At 66.7% G+C, this 19620-nt stretch carries 21 protein-coding genes; 2 read left to right on the top strand and 19 right to left on the bottom strand.

What is annotated here, in order from left to right:
- Positions 1 to 21 precede the first annotated feature (21 nt).
- From csrA to rlmE, 14 genes are all read right to left on the bottom strand, one after another.
- The gene (gene csrA / locus AC5P7U_RS15195; protein ID WP_006432031.1) at positions 22 to 225 is read right to left on the bottom strand and encodes a carbon storage regulator CsrA; all 204 of its coding nucleotides are present in this window, start codon (positions 223 to 225) and stop codon (positions 22 to 24) included.
- 147 nt (positions 226 to 372) lie between these two features.
- On the bottom strand, positions 373 to 3021 hold the full coding sequence (alaS, locus tag AC5P7U_RS15190; RefSeq protein ID WP_197563964.1) for an alanine--tRNA ligase: 2649 nt from the start codon (positions 3019 to 3021) through the stop codon (positions 373 to 375).
- A gap of 109 nt (positions 3022 to 3130) precedes the next feature.
- Entirely contained in the window at positions 3131 to 3622 is a 492-nt protein-coding gene (gene recX / locus AC5P7U_RS15185) for a recombination regulator RecX (protein WP_006431910.1), read from the bottom strand.
- Positions 3623 to 3732: 110 nt separating this feature from the next.
- Positions 3733 to 4770: a recombinase RecA gene (gene recA, locus AC5P7U_RS15180; protein WP_197563967.1), complete on the bottom strand. Its 1038-nt coding sequence runs from the start codon at positions 4768 to 4770 to the stop codon at positions 3733 to 3735.
- Between the two features lie 204 nt (positions 4771 to 4974).
- Entirely contained in the window at positions 4975 to 5610 is a 636-nt protein-coding gene (gene lexA / locus AC5P7U_RS15175) for a transcriptional repressor LexA (protein ID WP_008267755.1), read from the bottom strand.
- A 186-nt stretch (positions 5611 to 5796) separates the two neighbouring features.
- Positions 5797 to 7479 carry a 2-polyprenylphenol 6-hydroxylase gene (gene ubiB / locus AC5P7U_RS15170; RefSeq protein ID WP_049457871.1) on the bottom strand — a complete coding sequence of 561 codons (1683 nt, stop codon included), beginning with the start codon at positions 7477 to 7479 and terminating at the stop codon, positions 5797 to 5799.
- A gap of 34 nt (positions 7480 to 7513) precedes the next feature.
- Positions 7514 to 8008 carry a CinA family protein gene (locus AC5P7U_RS15165; protein ID WP_005409020.1) on the bottom strand — a complete coding sequence of 165 codons (495 nt, stop codon included), beginning with the start codon at positions 8006 to 8008 and terminating at the stop codon, positions 7514 to 7516.
- 122 nt (positions 8009 to 8130) lie between these two features.
- Positions 8131 to 9441, bottom strand: a complete 1311-nt coding sequence (hflX, locus tag AC5P7U_RS15160) for a ribosome rescue GTPase HflX (protein ID WP_006431806.1) — start codon at positions 9439 to 9441, stop codon at positions 8131 to 8133.
- A 14-nt stretch (positions 9442 to 9455) separates the two neighbouring features.
- Positions 9456 to 9731, bottom strand: a complete 276-nt coding sequence (gene hfq, locus AC5P7U_RS15155) for an RNA chaperone Hfq (RefSeq protein WP_004152891.1) — start codon at positions 9729 to 9731, stop codon at positions 9456 to 9458.
- A 96-nt stretch (positions 9732 to 9827) separates the two neighbouring features.
- The gene (miaA, locus tag AC5P7U_RS15150) at positions 9828 to 10781 is read right to left on the bottom strand and encodes a tRNA (adenosine(37)-N6)-dimethylallyltransferase MiaA (protein WP_197563965.1); all 954 of its coding nucleotides are present in this window, start codon (positions 10779 to 10781) and stop codon (positions 9828 to 9830) included.
- Complete coding sequence (folP, locus tag AC5P7U_RS15145; protein WP_197563966.1) at positions 10781 to 11677, bottom strand: dihydropteroate synthase; 897 nt, start codon at positions 11675 to 11677, stop codon at positions 10781 to 10783. The genes miaA and folP overlap by 1 nt, the downstream gene beginning before the upstream one ends.
- A 659-nt stretch (positions 11678 to 12336) precedes the next feature.
- The gene (locus AC5P7U_RS15140; RefSeq protein WP_008265807.1) at positions 12337 to 12522 is read right to left on the bottom strand and encodes a hypothetical protein; all 186 of its coding nucleotides are present in this window, start codon (positions 12520 to 12522) and stop codon (positions 12337 to 12339) included.
- Positions 12523 to 12624: 102 nt separating this feature from the next.
- Positions 12625 to 14559, bottom strand: coding sequence for an ATP-dependent zinc metalloprotease FtsH (ftsH, locus tag AC5P7U_RS15135; protein WP_014036751.1), 1935 nt, complete (start codon positions 14557 to 14559; stop codon positions 12625 to 12627).
- Positions 14560 to 14628: 69 nt separating this feature from the next.
- The gene (rlmE, locus tag AC5P7U_RS15130) at positions 14629 to 15261 is read right to left on the bottom strand and encodes a 23S rRNA (uridine(2552)-2'-O)-methyltransferase RlmE (protein WP_006431652.1); all 633 of its coding nucleotides are present in this window, start codon (positions 15259 to 15261) and stop codon (positions 14629 to 14631) included.
- 65 nt (positions 15262 to 15326) lie between these two features.
- On the opposite strand from rlmE, the gene yhbY reads away from it, so the two are divergent.
- Complete coding sequence (yhbY, locus tag AC5P7U_RS15125; protein ID WP_135273104.1) at positions 15327 to 15632, top strand: ribosome assembly RNA-binding protein YhbY; 306 nt, start codon at positions 15327 to 15329, stop codon at positions 15630 to 15632.
- A gap of 13 nt (positions 15633 to 15645) precedes the next feature.
- On the top strand, positions 15646 to 16020 hold the full coding sequence (locus tag AC5P7U_RS15120) for an Mth938-like domain-containing protein (RefSeq protein ID WP_006431648.1): 375 nt from the start codon (positions 15646 to 15648) through the stop codon (positions 16018 to 16020).
- Positions 16021 to 16047: 27 nt separating this feature from the next.
- Here the strand turns inward: AC5P7U_RS15120 and AC5P7U_RS15115 are convergent, their stop codons facing one another.
- The 5 genes from AC5P7U_RS15115 to surE form a co-directional block, all read right to left on the bottom strand.
- Positions 16048 to 16536, bottom strand: a complete 489-nt coding sequence (locus AC5P7U_RS15115; RefSeq protein WP_006431645.1) for a YqhG/Tai3 family protein — start codon at positions 16534 to 16536, stop codon at positions 16048 to 16050.
- Between the two features lie 180 nt (positions 16537 to 16716).
- The gene (locus AC5P7U_RS15110; protein WP_197564658.1) at positions 16717 to 17502 is read right to left on the bottom strand and encodes a peptidoglycan DD-metalloendopeptidase family protein; all 786 of its coding nucleotides are present in this window, start codon (positions 17500 to 17502) and stop codon (positions 16717 to 16719) included.
- Positions 17499 to 18113, bottom strand: a complete 615-nt coding sequence (locus AC5P7U_RS15105; protein WP_006431543.1) for a YqaA family protein — start codon at positions 18111 to 18113, stop codon at positions 17499 to 17501. Before AC5P7U_RS15105 ends, AC5P7U_RS15110 begins: the two co-directional genes overlap by 4 nt.
- Before the next feature lie 18 nt (positions 18114 to 18131).
- A complete protein-coding gene (locus AC5P7U_RS15100; protein ID WP_006431541.1) occupies positions 18132 to 18809 on the bottom strand; it encodes a protein-L-isoaspartate(D-aspartate) O-methyltransferase in 678 nt (225 codons plus the stop codon).
- Positions 18806 to 19585, bottom strand: a complete 780-nt coding sequence (surE, locus tag AC5P7U_RS15095; RefSeq protein ID WP_008266466.1) for a 5'/3'-nucleotidase SurE — start codon at positions 19583 to 19585, stop codon at positions 18806 to 18808. The genes AC5P7U_RS15100 and surE overlap by 4 nt, the downstream gene beginning before the upstream one ends.
- Positions 19586 to 19620 lie beyond the last annotated feature (35 nt).

Below are 19620 nucleotides of genomic sequence, written 5' to 3'. Positions count from 1 at the left end.
ATCGAGTGCGAAGGTAAAGCGTTATTCGGCAGAATTTTCGCTACCGGCGCCACCGGCTTCGTCACCGCGCTGGATGCGCTGATAGATCTCTTCGCGATGCACAGCGACGTCCTTCGGCGCGGTGATGCCGATACGCACCTGGTTACCCTTGACGCCAAGCACGGTGACGCTCACCGAGTCACCGATCATCAGGGTTTCGCCGACGCGGCGAGTCAGGATCAACATTTTTGCAAGTCTCCATGGAACCGTGTGGAAGGGTATCCCCCACCGGCTTGACGCTCCGTCAAGAAGCGCTACCACGACAAAGGGAAAAGATTCGCAATGGTACCGTCAGCCGTCCCGCTCCTACAAGGAGGGGGACGGCCGGGTTCATCACAGGCGGGGGCTGACCCATTCGACAACTGCAGCCAGCGCAGTGGCAAGGGCGGGCCCGTCCTCGCCACCACCCTGGGCGAGGTCCGGGCGTCCGCCGCCCTTGCCCCCGATCTGACCGGCGATATGGGACAACAGTTCCCCGGCCTTGACCTTGCCCATTGCGCTGCCGTTCACACCCGCAACCAGGGCCGCTTTGCCGTCCTGGGCGCCGGCCAGCACGATCACCGCGTCACCCAGCTGCTGCTTCAGGCGATCCATGGCGTCACGCAGGGCCTTGGCGTCGAAGCCCTCCAGGCGGGCAGCCAGGACCTTCACCCCGGCGACCTCGACAGCCTGGCCGGACAGGTCGGCGGTGGCACCGGCCGCGACCTTGGCCTTCACGGCTTCCAGCTCGCGCTCCAGCTGCTTCTGGCGCTGGCCGAGGGCGCGGATCTTCTCGACCACGTCACCGGCGCTGCCACCGAGCAGCTCGGCGGCTTCGGCCAGGCGGGCCTCTTCGGCGTCCACATAGTCAAGGGCGCCCTGGCCGGTGACCGCCTCGATGCGGCGCACGCCGGCGGAAACACCGCCCTCGGAGGTGATCTTGAACAGGCCGATATCACCGGTACGGTTGACGTGGGTACCGCCGCACAGCTCGGTGGAATAGTCACCCATCTTCAGCACGCGCACATGCTCGCCGTACTTCTCGCCGAACAGGGCCATCGCGCCGAAGTCCAGCGCTTCCTGCATGGCCATGGTGTGCACTTCGGCGGCGTTGTTGGCACGCACCTGCTGGTTGACCTTGCGCTCGATCACCGCCAGCTCTTCCGCGCTGATCGGCTGGAAGTGCGAGAAGTCGAAACGCAGGCGGTCCGGCGCGACCAGCGAGCCCTTCTGCTGCACATGGGTGCCCAGCACTTCGCGCAGGGCGGCGTGCAGCAGGTGGGTCGCCGAGTGGTTGAGGATGGTGGCGCCGCGACGCTCGCCGTCAACCTGGCCGGACAGCACGTCGCCGACCTTCAGGCCGCCTTCGGACAAGGTGCCGACATGGCCATGGAACTGGCCGGCGAACTTCTGGGTATCTTCCACCGCCAGGCGCACACCGTTGCCGGTCAGCACGCCGGTGTCGCCGACCTGACCGCCGGATTCGGCGTAGAACGGGGTCTGGTTGGTGATGACGATGACCGCATCACCGGCATCGACCGACTGCACCGGACGACCGTCCTTGAGCAGCGCCAGCACGGTCAGGCCATCGGCCTGCAGGCGGTCATAGCCCAGGAACACGGTCGGGCTGAGGGTGGCCACCAGCTCGGCCGGCAGGGTCACGCCGCCGCCGAACTTGCCGGCCGCACGCGCGGTCTCGCGCTGCTGCTCCATCGCGGCATCGAAGCCGGCGATGTCGACGGTCAGGTCGCGTTCGCGGGCGATGTCCTGGGTCAGGTCGAGCGGGAAACCGTAGGTGTCGTACAGGCGGAAGGCGTCAACGCCCGGGATCACGCCATTGCTGGCTTTGCCAGCCACGTCCTCGAAGATCTTCATGCCGGCGTCGAGGGTTTCAGCGAAACGCTCTTCCTCGGCCTGCAGCGCACGGGTAACGGTGTCCACTGCCGCCGGCAGTTCCGGATAGGCCTCGCCCATCTGTTCGACCAGGGTCGGCACCAGCTTGCTGAAGAACGGCTGGCGCACGCCCAGCATCCAGCCGTGGCGCAGGGCGCGGCGGATGATACGGCGCAGCACGTAGCCGCGGCCTTCGTTGGAGGGCAGCACGCCGTCGACGATCAGGAACGAACAGGCGCGGATGTGATCGGCGATCACGCGCAGCGACTTGTTCTCCAGGTCGGCCGTACCGGTCAGCTCCGACGCCTTGCGGATCAGCGCCTGGAACAGGTCGATCTCATAGTTGGTATGCACGTGCTGCAGGATCGCCGCCAGGCGCTCCAGGCCCATGCCGGTATCCACGCACGGCGCCGGCAGCGGCACCAGGGTGCCGTCGGGCTGGCGGTCGAACTGCATGAACACCAGGTTCCAGATCTCGATGAAACGGTCGCCGTCCTCATCCGGGGAGCCCGGGGGGCCGCCGGCGATATGGTCGCCGTGGTCGTAGAAGATCTCGGTGCACGGGCCGCACGGACCCGTGTCGGCCATCTGCCAGAAGTTGTCCGAGGCGAACGGCGCGCCCTTGTTGTCACCGATGCGCACGATGCGCTCTTCCGGAATGCCGACCATGTCGCGCCACAGCGCGTAGGCTTCGTCATCGGTCTGGTAGACGGTGACCAGCAGGCGCTCGGCCGGCAGCTTCCAGACCTGGGTCAGCAGCTCCCAGGCCCAGGCGATCGCGTCCTTCTTGAAGTAGTCGCCGAACGACCAGTTGCCCAGCATCTCGAAGAAGGTGTGGTGGCGTGCGGTGTAACCCACCTGGTCGAGGTCGTTGTGCTTGCCGCCCGCCCGCAGGCAGCGCTGGACATCGGCCGCGCGCACGTAGCTGCGCTTCTCCGCGCCAAGGAACACGTCCTTGAACTGCACCATGCCGGAGTTGGTGAACAGCAGGGTCGGATCGTTGCCCGGCACCAGCGGCGCCGACGGCACGATGGTGTGGCCTTTGCCCTTGAAGAATTCAAGGAAATCGCTGCGGATCTGGGAGGTCGTGAATTTGGCGGATGCGTTCATTGGGGGCTGGCAGTCTGCGGGCCGGCGGACCCGGACCACCGGCCACATTGGCCAGGGTCGCAAGGGACCGCCGAAAACCTAAAGGGTATCAGGCCCGGCGCCGCCAGTCTCAGTCATCCGGGTCGTAGCGGGTCGCGCGGCGGATGCTGTCGCCGTCAAAGCCACGTCTAGCCAACAGATCGGCGGCCTTGCGCCGCTGCGTCAGGTCCTGCGGGCCAGCCTCGCCGAAGCGGCGGCGGACCAGGTCACGGGCGTTTTCCTGCCAGTCCCCCTCATAGCTGTCCATCGCCGCCGCAATCGCAGCACTGTCCAGCCCATGGGTGCCCAGCTCGGCGCGGACATGGATCGGCCCGTAGCCGGTGTTGGCGCGCATCCGCACCAGGTTCTCGGCAAAACGGGTGTCGTCCTGCCAGCCCGCCTCGGTCAGCTTGGCCACGGCAGCCTGCGCGGCTTCGTCTTCGATGCCACGGGCGGTCAGCTTGCGGGTCAGCTCCCTGCGCGAATGCTCGCGGCGGACCAGCAGGCCCAGCGCGCGTTGCACGGGCGTCTGCTCACGTGGCCGGCGCTTGCGGCCGGTTGGAATATCGTCGGAGTCGGACATCGGTGCTCCAAGGGTGGCGCCGTCCGTGGCGCCCTGCCCATCCCTGGGCGATTCGAACCTGCGAGGCAGGGCGACGTCACTGACGGCGCCGCCCTGCCCCACAGCAAGCCTTACTCGTCGTCGCCGTCGTCGTCGCCTTCCTCGCGGACGGCTTCAGTCGGCTGGAACTTCTCGCGCAGCTCGGCTTCGAGCTTGGCGGCGACGGTCGGGTTGTCACGCAGGTAACCGCGGGCGTTGTCCTTGCCCTGGCCGATGCGCTCCTCACCGTAGCTGTACCAGGCGCCGGCCTTCTCGACCAGCTTGGCCTCCACGCCCATGTCGATCAGTTCGCCTTCGCGGCTGATGCCCTCGCCGTACAGGATCTCGGTGATGACCTGCTTGAACGGCGGTGCCAGCTTGTTCTTGACGACCTTGATCTTGGTCTGGTTGCCGATGATCTCGTCGCCCTTCTTGATCGCGCCGATGCGGCGGATGTCCAGGCGGACCGAGGCGTAGAACTTCAGCGCGTTACCACCGGTGGTGGTTTCCGGGCTCTGGCCCGGCATCATCACGCCGATCTTCATGCGCAACTGGTTGATGAAGATCACCAGCGTATTGGAGCGCTTGATGTTGCCGGTCAGCTTGCGCAGCGCCTGGCTCATCAGGCGGGCCTGCAGGCCCGGCAGCTGGTCGCCCATCTCGCCTTCGATTTCGGCCTTCGGGGTCAGCGCGGCGACCGAGTCGACCACCAGGATGTCCACCGAGCCCGAACGGACCAGCATGTCGGCGATTTCCAGCGCCTGCTCACCGGTATCCGGCTGCGACAGCAGCAGGTCATCCACGTTCACGCCCAGCTTGCCGGCGTAGATCGGGTCCAGTGCATGCTCGGCGTCGATGAAGGCCGCCGTGCCGCCCAGCTTCTGGCATTCGGCGATGGCCTGCAGGGTCAGGGTGGTCTTGCCCGAGGATTCCGGCCCGTAGATCTCAACGACACGGCCCTTCGGCAGGCCACCAATGCCCAGTGCGATGTCGAGCATCAGCGAACCGGTCGGGATGGCTTCAACGGGCTCGACCACGCGGTCGCCCATGCGCATCACCGAGCCCTTGCCGAACTGCTTCTCGATCTGGCCCAGAGCTGCAGCGAGGGCGCGCTTCTTGTTCTCGTCCATCGGTTGGGTCCTTGCAGAGGTGATGTCGTTGGAGGTGCTGTCTTTGGGGGTCTTCTTTGCCATGGGCTCACTTTAAGTCGGACGTATCGCACAGGCTGAGATTCTGCCCGGCGCTCTGAAAAGAATTATCGGACATCCGTACCAACCTCAGTGGAACCAGAGAATCGCCACAAAAGACCGCGGGGAAATGCAATGCGAAACGGGTCAACGGTTGGGTCGCAGCAGGCCGCAATAGAGGCCTTCGATCGCAAAGTCCTGATCCGGCAGCACTTCGATCGGCCTGTAGTCGGGGTTGCGCGGCAGCAGACGGATGCGGTCCTTGGCGATCTTCAGCAGCTTGACCGTGATCTCGTCATCGATGCGGGCCACCACGATCTGCCCGGAATGGGCGTCACGGGTACGGTGCACGCCGATCAGGTCACCGTCGAAGATGCCCTCGTCGATCATCGAATCGCCCTGCACCTTCAGCAGGTAGTCCGGCGCCGGCGAGAAGAACACCCGGTCCAGCACCACGAAATCGTCCGAGCCGATATCGGCACCGATCGGCAGGCCGGCCGCCACCCGACCCAGCACCGGCAGCCGCAGCACGCTGTCGGGCAAGCCCGGCTCGGCCAGCTTCTCGACCGGCGGGGCCTGCACCAGGCGGATCCCGCGGGCCTGGCCTGGGATGCGGCGGATCGCGCCGGCCTGCTCCAGGGCTTCCAGGTGGTACTGGGCCGCGCGCACGCCCTTGAAGCCGAACGCACGTGCGATTTCAGTCTGCGACGGCGGTGCGCCTTCGCTCTCGATACGCTCGGCGATCAACTGCAGGATCGCCTGCTGGGTGTCGGTCAGGTCCATGGTTAGTAGTATTACTACTAACGTTCAGATCTGCAAGTGCCGGGTGCGACAGGAGGTGACACCTACCTGCGGGGACGAGGCATGGTCGGCAACCGTCGCAGGGCATGGCCCGGCGGGTAAAGGCAAAAGCAGCCGACCAGCGGTCGGCTCTACAGGAATCGCTGCGCGATTCAGCGGTAAACACACTCATGTGTGTTTACCGCTTCTCCATATCGAGAACAGGATCCAGACGCCACAGAAGCCGGCGCCGATGAAGCCGCATACGCCCAGCGCCAGCAGCCAGCGGCTGGAGACGCCGCCGACGCTGTGCATCACGATCGACGAGCCGATGATCAGGGCGGCGGTCACGATGCCCATCACCAGCCGGTTCGCCGCGCGGTTCACCTGTTCGCCGAAACCCTGCAGCGCCGTGGTCTCCACCTTCAGCTGCAGGCGACCACGGCGCGCGGCCTGCACCAGCTTGCGCAGGTCACGCGGCAGTTCACCGGCGAAATCGACCAGGCCCAGCAGGCTGCGCCGACCGCGCTTGAGCAGCGCCTTTGGCGCATAGCGCTGCAACACCACCCGCTCCAGGAACGGGCGCGCGGCGCTGGCCATGTCGAAATCCGGGTCCAGCTGGCGCCCCATGCCTTCCAGCGTCAGGAACGCCTTGATCATCAGCGCCAGGTCGGCCGGCAGGGTCAGGCTGTAGCTGCGCAGCAACTGGGTGATGTCGCCCAGCATCAGCCCGATGCGCAGGTCCTTCAACGGCACACCGCGGTACTGGTCAACGAACTGGCTGATGTCGTGCTGCAGCCGGTTCTCGTCCACTTCCACACCACCGGCCCAGTCCAGCAGCACGTCGGCCACGCTCTGCGGGTCCTGCTCGACCAACCCGTGCAGCAGCTGTGCGACCTGGAAGCGACGCACTTCCGACAGCGCGCCGACCATGCCGAAATCGATCACGCCGATGCGGCCATCGCGCAGGTAGATGATGTTGCCTGGGTGGGGATCAGCATGGAAGCTGCCGTCCTCCAGCACCATCTTCAACACGATGTCGGCGCCGCGCCGTGCGAGTTCGCGCCGGTCCAGGCCAGCCGCGTCGACACCCGCCAAGTCCCGTCCGGGAATGCCGTCGACGAAGTCCTGCACGTTCAGGCTTTCGCAGGTCCACTGCCAGTGCACGCGAGGAATCAGGATGTCGTCGCGGCCATTGAAGTTACGTGCGATGCGCTCGGCGTTGCGGCATTCGGCGGCGAAATCCAGCTCGCGGCGCAGTGACACGGTGAATTGCTGCACGACCTCGGCCGGACGATAGCGGCGCAGGTCCGGCAGGCGCGCTTCGACGATCTCGGCCAGCCGCGCCAGCAGCCGCAGGTCGGCCTCGACCACATCGCGGATGCCGGGGCGACGCACCTTCAGCACCACCTCCCGACCGTCATGCAGCCGCGCACGATGGGCCTGCGCCAGCGAGGCGGCTGCCATCGGGGTTTCATCAAGGAAAGCGAATACCTCCGCCGGCGACGCGCCAAGGTCGGCCTCGAGCTGCTCGCGGATGTCCGCGTACGGCAACGCCGGCACTGCGTTCTGCAGCTCGGAGAGCTCGGCAATCCATTCCGGAGGCAGCAGGTCGACACGGGTCGCCAGCACCTGGCCGAGCTTGACGAAGGTCGGGCCGAGATCCTGCATCGCGCTGCGCACGCGCACCGGCGCGGTCATCCGCAGCAGTTCCTGCCGCTCCTCGTTCCAGTGCAGCAGGCGCCCTGCCCGTTCAAGCGTGGTGGCCAGGCCGATGCGCCGCACCACGTCGCCGAAGCCATAACGGATCAGGACAACGGCAATTTCCTGCAGTCGGCCCAGGTCACGGACCGTGCCCAGCGTTTCCCACATCATGCGTGCTCCGGACGATTACCGGAGCAGCATGTCACAGCTGGGCGTCGATGCCGCGCAATGCCGCCGCCACGGTTTGCCGGCGGATGGCTTCGCGGTCGCCGTCGAACTGGAACAGCTCGGCGCGGGCGTAGCCGCCACGGCGCTTCCAGCCGATCCAGACACTGCCGACCGGTTTGTCCGGGCTGCCGCCGCCGGGGCCGGCGATCCCGGTCACCGCCACGGCGATGCCGGCACCGGAATTGACCAGTGCACCCGAGACCATTTCCAGCACGGTTTCGCGGCTGACCGCGCCGAACTGCTCCAGGGTCTGCGCGCGCACGCCCAGCAGGCGCTGCTTGGCTTCGTAGCTGTAGACCACCATGCCGCAGTCGAAGAACGCCGACGACCCGGCGATATCGGTCATGCATTTGGCGATCCAGCCACCGCTGCAGCTCTCAGCGGTCACCAGCTGCAGCGAGGCCTGCTGCAGGCGCTGCCCGAGCGCGGCGGACTGGGCGTTGAGATCGGCGTCGGTGGGAATGGACATCGGCATGATGGTGGGGTGAAGAACCTGCACGTTGTACCGCAGATGACAGGTCGATGTCGCGGGCCGGCGGCACGGTTGCGCTGCCGGCCAGCGGCCGGCACTACCGGGCCTTGGTCGCTACCTCACCACTCCGGCAGCTTTTCCGGCAACAGGGCCCGGATCGGCGCGCCGTCGGCACTGGCGGCAAGCTTCTCGGCCTCGGCGATCGGCAGGTCAACCTGCAGCAGCCAGCCCTCTTCATCGGCCTGTTCGCTGCGGATCACTTCCAGCTGGTGCAGGCGCGCGCGCAGGCGGCCGGCATCGGGCGGCAGGCGCAGTTCACCGGTCACGTGCTGCAGGCCCAGGCGCTTGCCCAGCACCGCCTGCAGCAGGTCCAGGCCCCGCCCGTCACGCGCGGAAATCCATACCCGCTCGCGTCGCGATTCATCAGGAATGCCGTCCTGGCCATCGTGGCGGACGTCGGCACCGTCGATGCGGTCGATCTTGTTGAACACCAGCAGCTGCGGCAGATCGCCAGCGCCGACCGCGGTCAGCACCTCGTCGACCTGGGCGATGCGCTCCTCGCGATGCGGATCGGCGGCGTCGACCACGTGCAGCAGGAAGTCCGCTTCGCGCGCCTCTGACAGGGTCGAGCGGAACGCGGCGACCAGGTCATGCGGCAGGTCGCGGACAAAGCCGACGGTATCGGCCAGCACCACGTTACCCCCGGGGACCGCAATGCGGCGCACGGTCGGGTCCAGCGTGGCAAACAGCTGGTCGGCGGCGTAGGCCTCGGCACCGGTCATGGCATTGAACAGGGTCGACTTGCCGGCGTTGGTGTAGCCCACCAGGGCCACGCGCGGCAGTTCGCTGCGCACGCGAGCACGGCGCATCTGGGTGCGCTGCACTTCCACCTTCTCCAAGCGCTTCTGCAGCTGCTCGACCCGCTTCTGCAACAGGCGCCGGTCGGTTTCCAGCTGGGTTTCACCCGGACCACGCAGGCCGATCGAACCGCCGCGCTGGCGTTCAAGGTGGGTCCAGCCGCGCACCAGCCGCGTGGCCAGGTGGCGCAGCTGCGCCAGCTCGACCTGCAGCTTGCCTTCGTGGCTGTGCGCACGCTGGGCAAAGATGTCCAGGATCAGGCCGGTACGGTCGATCACCCGGCGCTCCAGGAAGCGTTCCAGGTTGCGCTCCTGACCGGGGCTCAACGCATGGTTGACCAGGATCAGGTCGGCGCCGCTGGCATCGGCCGCCGCCTTGATCTCGTCCAGCTTGCCGCTGCCGATCAGGGTCGACGGGTTGGGACGGTCCAGGCGCGCGGTGATCGTCGCGGCGATGCTGGCCCCAGCCGAGCGGGCCAGATCACCGAACTCTTCCAGCACATCGTCTTCCAGCTTGCCGAAATGCGGCTGGATCAACAGGGCGTGTTCGCCCTTTCTCGAGCGGTCAAACATTCACCGCTCCGGTATTACTCGTCTGCTTCATCACCTGCCTGACCACCTTCACCCGATTGCACGTAACCACCGCCCGGACCGACCTTCACGTTGCGTGCCGGGACGACCGTGGAAATGGCGTGCTTGTAGACCATCTGGCTGACCGTGTTGCGCAGCAGGACCACGAACTGGTCGAACGACTCGATCGTTCCCTGCAGCTTGATGCCGTTCACCAGGTACACCGAAACCGGCACGCGTTCGCGCCGCAGTGCATTCAAGAAAGGATCCTGCAGCGATTGCCCCTTGGACATTGCACACTCCTGATTATTGTTCTTATTGGGTTGCCGACGGTTGCCACGGCCCCCGAGCCGCCCGCCGTCCAATGATGTTACACGGCTGGCGGGGGTTCAGCGTGCGACGAAGGTCGACACCGCGCCGGCCAGGCGCTCGTTGTCGATATGGGGGTCGAACCAGCGCGCATCAAGTTCGCCACGCAGCCAGGTCAGCTGGCGCTTGGCCAGCTGGCGGGTGGCGAAGATCGCCTTGTCACGGAAACGGGCGGCATCCCCCTCCCCGTCCAGGTATTCCCAGGCCTGGCGGTAGCCGACTGCACGTACCGCAGGCAGGTCCAGGGGCGCCTGCACCGTGGCCATTTCCGGCATCGCGCGCAGTGCCCGCACCTCGTCGAGGAAGCCCTGTGCCAGCATGAGATCGAAGCGGGCCTCGATGCGCTGGTGCAGGACGGCGCGGTCGCGCGGGGCCAGGATCAGCTTGAGGGTACGTACCGGCAGCGGCGCCACGCCCGGCCGGCGCTGCCATTCCGAGATGGGGGTACCGGTCAGGCGATAGACCTCCAGCGCCCGCTGGATGCGTTGCGGGTCGGTGGCATGGATGCGGGCAGCCGCGGCCGGATCGACCTTGGCCAGCTCGGCATGCAGCGCCGCCCAGCCACGCTCGGCCGCTTCGGCACTGAGCATTTCGCGCATTGCCGGGTCGGCTTCGGGCATCGGCGACAAGCCCTGCAGCAGGGCACGGAAGTACAGGCCGGTGCCACCAGCCAGGATCGGCATCTTGCCGCGCCCCACGATATCGGCCACGACACGGCCGGCATCGGCGGCAAACTCGGCCGCCGAATAGGTCTGCCAGGGCTCGCGCAGGTCCAGCAGGTGATGCGGGGCCTGCGCGCGTTCGGCGGCATCGGGCTTGGCCGAACCGATGTCCAGGTGCCGGTACACCAGCGCCGAATCGACACTGACGATCTCGCCATCCAGCTGCCGAGCCAGGGCAATGGCCGTGGCCGTCTTGCCACTGGCCGTCGGCCCCATCACGGCGATCGCCAATGGCCGCCGGTCGATGCCCATCAGTCTTCGTCCGGCCAGCGGAGGGTCGGCGTGGCGTCGGCGCGCGGTGCCGGCACGGCGTCGACCGCCTGCCAGATCTTCAGCGCATCGACAGTGGCGGCCACGTCATGCACGCGCACGATGCTCGCGCCGCGCTGCACCGCGATCAGGTGCGCAGCCACCGAAGCCGCCACCCGTTCCGACGGTGTGTCGCGACCGGTCAGTTCACCGAGACTGCGCTTGCGCGACAGCCCGGCCAGCATCGGCACAGCCAATTCCAGGAAGCGCTCCGAGCGCGCCAGCAGGGTCATGTTGTGCGCGGTGGTCTTGCCGAAACCGAAGCCGAGATCGACCAGCAGGTTCTTCTTGGGAATGCCGGCCATTTCCGCAGCGAACAGGCGCTGCACGAGGAACCCGTGCACCTCGGCAACGACGTCGTCGTAGTGCGGATCAGCCTGCATGTGGCCGGGTTCCCCCTGCATGTGCATCAACACCACCGGCACGCCGGCTTCAGCGGCGGCGTCCAGCGCACCCTCCTGGCGCAGGCCGAAGATGTCATTGATCATGCCGGCACCGGCGGCCACCGCCGCGCGCATCACCTCCGGCTTGAAGGTGTCGATGCTGATCGGCACCGCAGTGCGGGCGGCCAGCTGTTCAACCACAGGAATCACCCGGCGCAGCTCTTCCTCGATCGATACCGGGGCAGCACCCGGGCGGGTGGACTCACCGCCGACGTCGAGCAGATCGGCGCCTTCCTCGACCAGCTTCAGGCCATGTGCGACCGCAGCCTCGGTGGTGTCGTGCGCGCCGCCATCGGAGAACGAGTCCGGGGTGACGTTGACGATGCCCATGACCCGGGCACGGTCGAGGCGCAGGATGCGGCCGGCGCAATCGAGCTGGGGCGAGGTATCGAACATGGGCAATCCTGCAGGGACAACGGCGGGTAGTTTAGTTCGGCAGGGCGGCGCCCTGCACCCGCAGAGGCCAGAGCGACAGCAACGGCCAGAGCAACAGCGGGTTTACTGGGGAATGGCGGGGTGGGTCCGGTTGCGGGGGCCGCTGCAAGTACGTCCATGTAAGCTCGGTCGCCGCATCCATGCGGCTCACGCCCCCGCAACCGGACCCACCCCGCCTTCGACAGATTTCCGCGATCTGCCCGCGCTTCTGTAGAGCCGAGCCATGCTCGGCTCAAATCTCACAGATATCGAGATATTCGATTTAGATGGAAAGTCATCCAAGCATCGCGTGGATCTACCGTGTCGACCAAGGTCGACACCTACCAACAGCGACTGGAATCTGTCAGAGGTGGGGCGGTGTGGGTTGGCAGGACCGTTGGCGCCATGGATGGCGCCATCGAGCCCCCAGGGGTGAGGGCGCTTTGCTTGCGAAGCACTGCTTCGCAAGCGCCCGAACGCACAGCCGCCAGCGGCTGGGCCGGTCTGGGGGTTTACGGCGTGTCCTGCCAACCCACACCGCCCCGCCATCCCACGGAATGCCGCTGTTGCTGTTGCCGCTGAGGTTGCCGGCCAGCGGCCGGCACTACCACAGGTGCAGGGCGCAGCCCTGCCGATACCCCTCAACGACGGCGGCGCTTGCGGTCCACGTACAGGGTCTTGGCGATGCTCAACACGATGCCGACCGCGATACCCACCACGCAGCCCAGCAGCAGGTTGTCGGCACCCAGGCCTACCCCTACGCCCACCACGGTGGCGATGACCATCTCGACGGTGTGGGAAATCGGTTCGGGCTTCGGGGCGGACATGCGGGCTCCAGCGTCAGTTCCGTGCTTCGGAAGGGGCCAATGGCCCGGAAACGACGAAGCCGGGTTGCCCCGGCCTCGTCTGGTGTCACGTGCAGCGGGCCGTCAGTGCGATTCGGCCGGGCCTGCGATCGGCGGCAGCGGACGGGCGTCGCCGCCCTTGTCGTTGCCACCATCCTTGTTCGACTTGTTCCAGCCGGCCGGCGGCGGCGGATCGCGGCCTTCCATGATGGCGTCGATCTGCGGCGCGTCGATGGTCTCGTACTGCAGCAGCAGCTGCGACATGGCGTGCAGCTTGTCCAGGTTGGCGGTCATCAGCTCGGTGGTGCGTGCGTAGGCCTCGTCGAGGATGTTGCGCACTTCCTCGTCGATGCGGCGCGCGGTGTCGTTGGACACGCTCTTGTGCTGGGTGACCGAGCGGCCCAGGAACACCTCGTCGTCCTCTTCGCCATAGGCGATCGGGCCGAGCTGGTCGGACAGGCCCCACTTGGTGACCATGTTGCGGGCCATCTTGGTGGCGCGCTCGATATCGTTGGACGCGCCAGTGGTGACCTTGTCGGCACCGAAGATCAGTTCCTCGGCCACGCGGCCACCGTACAGCGAGCACAGCTGCGACTTGATCGCCACGCGGTTCATCGAGTACTTGTCGCCTTCCGGCAGGTACATCGTCACACCCAGCGCACGACCGCGCGGAATGATGGTGACCTTGTAGACCGGGTCATGCTCGGGCACCAGGCGGCCGACGATGGCGTGGCCCGCTTCGTGGTAGGCGGTGAGGGTCTTCTCCTCCTCGCTCATGGCCATCGAGCGGCGCTCGGCACCCATCAGGATCTTGTCGCGGGCACGGTCGAAGTGGTCCATGCGGACTTCCTTCTCGTTGCCACGCGCGGCGAACAGCGCCGCCTCGTTGCAGAGGTTGGCCAGATCGGCACCGGAGAAGCCCGGGGTACCACGCGCGATCACCATCGGCTCGACGTCGTCGGCCAGCGGCAGCTTGCGCATGTGAACCTTCAGGATGTGCTCGCGGCCCTTCACGTCCGGCAGGCCCACCACGACCTGGCGGTCGAAACGGCCCGGACGCAGCAACGCCGGGTCCAGCACGTCCGGACGGTTGGTCGCGGCGATCACGATCACACCCTCGCCACCCTCGAAGCCGTCCATCTCGACCAGCAGCTGGTTCAGGGTCTGCTCGCGCTCGTCATGACCGCCGCCCAGGCCGGCACCACGGTGGCGACCGACGGCGTCGATTTCGTCGATGAAGATGATGCATGGGGCGTGCTTCTTGGCCTGCTCGAACATGTCGCGCACGCGGCTGGCGCCGACGCCGACGAACATTTCCACGAAGTCCGAACCGGAGATCGAGAAGAACGGCACCTTGGCTTCGCCGGCGATGGCCTTGGCCAGCAGCGTCTTGCCGGTACCCGGCGGGCCCACCATCAGCACGCCGCGCGGAATCTTGCCGCCCAGCTTGGTGAACTTGGACGGGTCGCGCAGGAAGTCGACCAGCTCGCCCACTTCTTCCTTGGCCTCGTCGCAGCCGGCGACGTCGGCGAAGGTGACCTTGATCTGGTCTTCGCCCTGCAGCTTGGCGCGCGACTTGCCGAAGGACATCGCGCCCTTGGCACCGCCGCCACCGCCCTGCATCTGGCGCATGATGAACAACCAGAAGCCGATGATCAGGATGACCGGCAGGAAGTTCATCAGGATCGCGCCCAGGGAGATGCCGCTGGACGGCTCTTCCTGCACGATCTCCACGTTCTTGGTGCGCAGCACGTTGATCAGGTCACGATCGAACGGTGCGGTGATGGTGGACGACTGCCCACCGCGGGTGGTGTAGGTCAGCTGGCTGGTGCCGCCGCGCATGTCGCCGCCGAAGGCGACCTTCTGCACGTTGCCGCTGTCCACCTGGTCCAGGAACTGCGAGTACGACGCACCCTGCGCCCCGGCCCCGGAGGTCTTGGGCGAGAAGCTCTGGAAGACCACCATCAGCACGACGGCGACGACCACCCATAGCAGGAGGTTCTTGGTCAAGTCGTTCATCCTCATTGGCTCCGGTGTTCCTCTTAGTGCTGGCGTTGCGTTGGGGTCGAACTTGCGTACGTTGCGAGCTTACTTCATGTGGGCGCGTTTTCCCTGACCCAAGGCATACACCTCGGGAGAGCGCTTGCGCGAGGCCTCCGGCTTGCGGATGGAGACCTTGTCGTACCTGCGGCGCATTTCGCGCACATAGTCGTCAAAGCCTTCACCCTGGAACAGCTTGATCAGGAATGCCCCACCGGTCTTCAGGTGGTTGTCGGCAAAATCCAGGGCCAGCTCCGCCAGGTGCATCATCCGCGGCTGGTCGACCGCGCCCACACCACTCTTATTGGGGGCCATGTCCGACAGCACAAGGTCTACCGGCTGATCCCCGAGCATGGCTTCAAACTGAGATAGGACGGCTTCTTCCCTGAAGTCACCATGAAGGAACTCCACGCCGGCCAGCGGCGGCATGTCCAGGATGTCCAGCGCCAGCACGCGGCCAGTGTCGCCAATCTGTCTCCGAACCTGCTGAGACCAGCCTCCCGGGGCCGCTCCCAGGTCGACCACGACCATGTGCGGCTTCAGCAAGCGGTCACGTTCGAGCAGCTCTTCGAGCTTGTAGGCGGCGCGCGAGCGCATGCCTTCGGCCTGCGCCTTCTTCACGAAGGGGTCGGAGAAATGTTCCTTGAGCCAGCGCTGGCTGCTTTTGCTGCGGGTTGCCATTGAAAATAGGGGCTGATGGGGTCCTCATGATACCCTGATCGCCCCATTCAACCGTGTTTTCCTGCATGTCCATCGCCCTGACCGCCTCCCAGACCCGTTTCCTGCGCGGCCAAGCCCACGACCTGAAGGCCCTGCTGCAGACCGGCGGCAAGGGCGTGACCCCGGCCTTCATCGCTGAGCTGAACGAAGTGCTGGAGCGCCATGAGCTGGTCAAGGTGAAGGTCGCTGCCGAGGACCGCGACGCCCGTGACGTGATGATCGGCGAGATTGTCGCAGCCACCGAAAGCGCGCTGGTGCAGCGCATCGGCCACGTTGCCGTGCTGTACCGCCCGAGCAGGGAACAGCGCCAGATCGTGCTGCCGCGCGGCTGATCGCCCTACTGCCATGCAGCTGAACCACGAACCGCCTGATTACGCCTACAGCCTGCGCGCCGCCGACGGCCGCTCGGCGCGGGTCAACGACCAGGCGCTGGGCAGCAGCTTCTTCCTGACCCCGGAGCAGCTGGTCGAGCACTGGCCGGTGAAGCAGGCCGCCGAGCTGCAGCTGGCCGACCTGGAGCCGATCCTGGCACTGAACCCGGCACTGATCGTGCTTGGCACCGGCGACCGCCAGGTGTTCCCGCCGGCCGTGGTGATGGCCGCCTGCCTGTCGCGCGGCATTGGCCTGGAAGTGATGAACAATCCGGCCGCCGCACGCACTTTCAACATCCTGGCCGCTGAAGGCCGCAAGGTCGCCGCCGCCTTCATCCTGGAAGGCTGAGTTCGAGTCGCCGGGTGCGCCCCGGCGCTAGCTGCCCGAAGCTGTGCAGCGGAAGGCCGAGAACGCCTTGAGCCGGCCAATCAGGTTGCCACCCTGCCCCCAGCGGATATCCATGACCTTCCAGTCGCGGTCCTGCCGCTGCAGCAGGACCCGGTCGGTCCAGTGATAGTCGCCCACGGCCATGTCAACGCGGATCCAGGTGGCGTCACCGCTTGATCGGGGCATTCCTGCGGATATCGTTTCCGGCCGATCCGGTGCCAGCAGATACGGGCTCTGGTCGAGCATGTGCGGCTTTTCGTCGCGCGCGGCCAGCGTGCTGCAGGCCCTTTCGTAAGCGCGCTGGGCATCAATGGCCGCGCGCAGGGCATCGCCCAGCAGTGGCGGAATGGCTGTTTCGTTCGACGCCGGCGCCTGGATGGCGTCATAGAGACGGGTGACCACGTCACGCGGATCGCTGGCGGCTGCGGCCAGCGGCGCGACGATGAGCAGCGCGAGAGCGGAAGCAAAGCGGAACATGCGGCACCGGGGCGGATGGGACCACTCAAGAATGCCGGGTATTCCATCCGCAGCAAAGGTGAGCCTGCGACACACAAAATCGCAAGCGACCGCATCTCTGCGCTACCCGAGTCGAGCATGGCTCGACGCTACAGGTCAGGAGGGCCGGGCATGGCCCGGCCGCTACCTGATCCAACGGCGTCAGCGTGCCGGCAGGTACTGCTGCGGGTCGACCGGCTTGCCGTTGTAGCGGATCTCGAAGTGAACCATGTCGCGGTTCGCACCGGTGCGGCCCATCTCGGCGATCTGCTCCCCCGCCTTCACGCTCTGGCCTTCATTCACCAGGCGCTTGCGGTTGTGGCCATAGGCCGACAGCCACTGGTCGCTGTGCTTGATGATGATCAGCTCGCCGTAGCCGACCAGGCCGGCGCCGGAATACACCACCACGCCATTGGCCGTGGCCTTCACCGGCTGGCCGCTGGTGCCGGCGATGTCCACGCCCTGCTTGGTCGCGTCGCCGGCCACGTAGCGGCCAACTATCGCGCCATCGGCCGGCCAGCGCCAGGCGATGTTGCTCTTCACCGGACCCGCCGGTGCGGTGGTCGGCGCGGTGCTGCCGGCAGTGCTGCCACCGGAACGCGGCGCGGTGACCACCGTGGTCGGCGCGCGGCCGCCGCTGGCACCGGCCGGATACAGGCGGATCACCTGCCCCGGATGGATCGTCGAGGGGTTGTCCAGGCTGTTCCAGGCGATCAGATCGGCCGGAGTGATGTCGTGGATGCGGGCCAGCGCATAGATGGTGTCACCCTTGCGCACGACCACGGTCTGCCCCGGCTTGGGCACCGAGGTCTTTGGCGTGGTCACGCCCCCGCTGCTGCCGCCGCCACCGGGGCGGACCACAGTCGCGGTGCCACAGGCGGCCAGGGTGGAAACCAGCAACGCCAGCGCGCCGATGCGCACTCCCTTGCTCAGACGATCAGGACTCATGCGAACTTCGACCTCCATACAAGCCAGGCGATCAGCACCACCACCAACGCGGTGGCGATCCAGCCCAGCGGTTCAATCCAGCGGCGCAGCGCCGCTTCGGCACGCGCGCCACCGATCCGGATGACCGCGGCCAGCACGTACACGCGCTTGCCACGACCGATCAGCATGCTCAGCAGGTACTGCGGCATCGGTACGCCGACGATACCCGATGCCCACGTGAAGACCTTCATCGGGATCGGCATGAAGCCGCCCAGCACCAGGAAGGTGAACACCGCCCACGGCGATTCGGCCATCTTTGCCTGCACGGTGGTGATGCCCTGCTCGATCGCCGGCAGCATGCCCAGCGCCTCGAACAGCGGCTTGATCGCCTCGAAGGCGAAGTGACCCAGCGCGTAGCCGACCACGGCGCCGACCATCGACCCGGCCAGGCTGAGCGTGGCGAACCACCAGCCGCGCTTGGGCTGGGCCACGCACATCGGCGCCAGCATCACCTCCGGCATCACCGGGAAGATGATCGCTTCGAAGAAACTCAACACCGTCAGGTAGGTCGGCGCGCGTTCGTGCGCCGCCCACTTCATCGCCCGCTCGTACAGCGGCCCGAAAATCTTCATGCAACCCTGCTCCGTGGATTAGTCGAGCATGCCAGACAGCAGCGGCACGAAGGTGACCGGCGCCAGCACGCGTTGTTCGATGCTGCCGTCGGCCTTGCGGTCCAGCTGTACCAGCGACTGCGCTCCGGGGCCGCCGACCGGCGCCACCAACCGGCCGCCCTCGGCCAGCTGTTCGACCAGTGCGTCAACCAATGCCGGCGCCGCAGCAGTGACCACGATGGCATCGAACGGGCCGTGCTCGGCCCAGCCGACGCGGCCGTCGTCATGCTTGGTGCGGATGTTCATGCCCAGCGCACGGAAGCGCTTGCGCGCCTGCCGCAGCAGGTCTCCGATGCGCTCCACGGTGTAGACCTCCAGGCCCAGCGCGCCGAGGATGGCCGCCTGGTAGCCGGAACCCGTACCGACCTCCAGCACCCGCTTCGGCGCACCCTGCAGCACCGCCTCGGTCATCCGCGCCACGACCCACGGCTGTGAAATCGTCTGGCCGTGGCCGATCGGCAGCGCGGTGTCTTCGTAGGCGCGCGAGGCCAGCGCCTCGTCAATGAACAGATGGCGCGGCACCACCCGGATCGCATTCAAGGTGGGCTCGTCGACGATGCCAGCCTCGCGCAGGCGATCGACCAGGCGATCACGCACGCGCTGCGAGGTCATGCCGATGCCGACAGCTTCCGGCTGCAGGCGCAGGCGTGGACTCATGCCGGCCGGTCCAGTGCGGCGCTGAGGCCGCCGACCCAGCTGGCCACCTTCTCCAGCGCCTGGTAGCGGGTCAGGTCGACCTGGATCGGGGTGATCGAGATATGCCCGGTGCGCACCGCGTGGAAATCTGTGCCGGGGCCGGAGTCCTGCTCACGACCAGCCGGGCCGATCCAGTACACCTCGTTGCCGCGCGGGTCCTTCTGCGCGATGCAGCCTTCGGCGCGATGGCGGTTGCCGAGCCGGGTGACTTCAAAACCCTTGACCTCGTTCCACGGCAGGTCCGGCACATTGACGTTGAGGATGGTGTCGGCCGGCAGCGGATCGGCCTTGAGCCGGGCGACGATTTCCACGGCGGCACGCGCAGCGGTCTCGAAGTGCTTCGGATCGTGGTTGCGGCTGACCAGCGAGACCGCCACTGCCGGCAGGCCGAGGAAGCGACCTTCCATTGCCGCCGAGACGGTGCCGGAATAGATCACGTCATCGCCCAGGTTGGCGGCGTTGTTGATGCCGGACACGACAATGTCGGGCTCGAACTCCAGCAGGCCGGTCAGCGCCAGATGCACGCAGTCGGTGGGCGTACCGGCCACCGAAACGGTGTAATGGTCGATGCGCTTGAGGCGGATCGGCAGGTCCAGAGTGAGCGAGTTGCTGGCGCCGGAGCGGTCGCGGTCGGGTGCGACCACCGTGACTTCGTGGCCTGCCTCGCGCAGGACCGAGGCCAGCATCCGGATGCCTGCGGCGTCGACGCCGTCGTCGTTACTGACCAGGATTCGCATCTTCGATTTAACCGCTTGATTTTCCAAGAATTCGA

This window comes from Stenotrophomonas sp. YJH_SMC_57, assembly GCF_059369755.1.
This window is presented reverse-complemented; position numbering and strand designations above follow the sequence as displayed.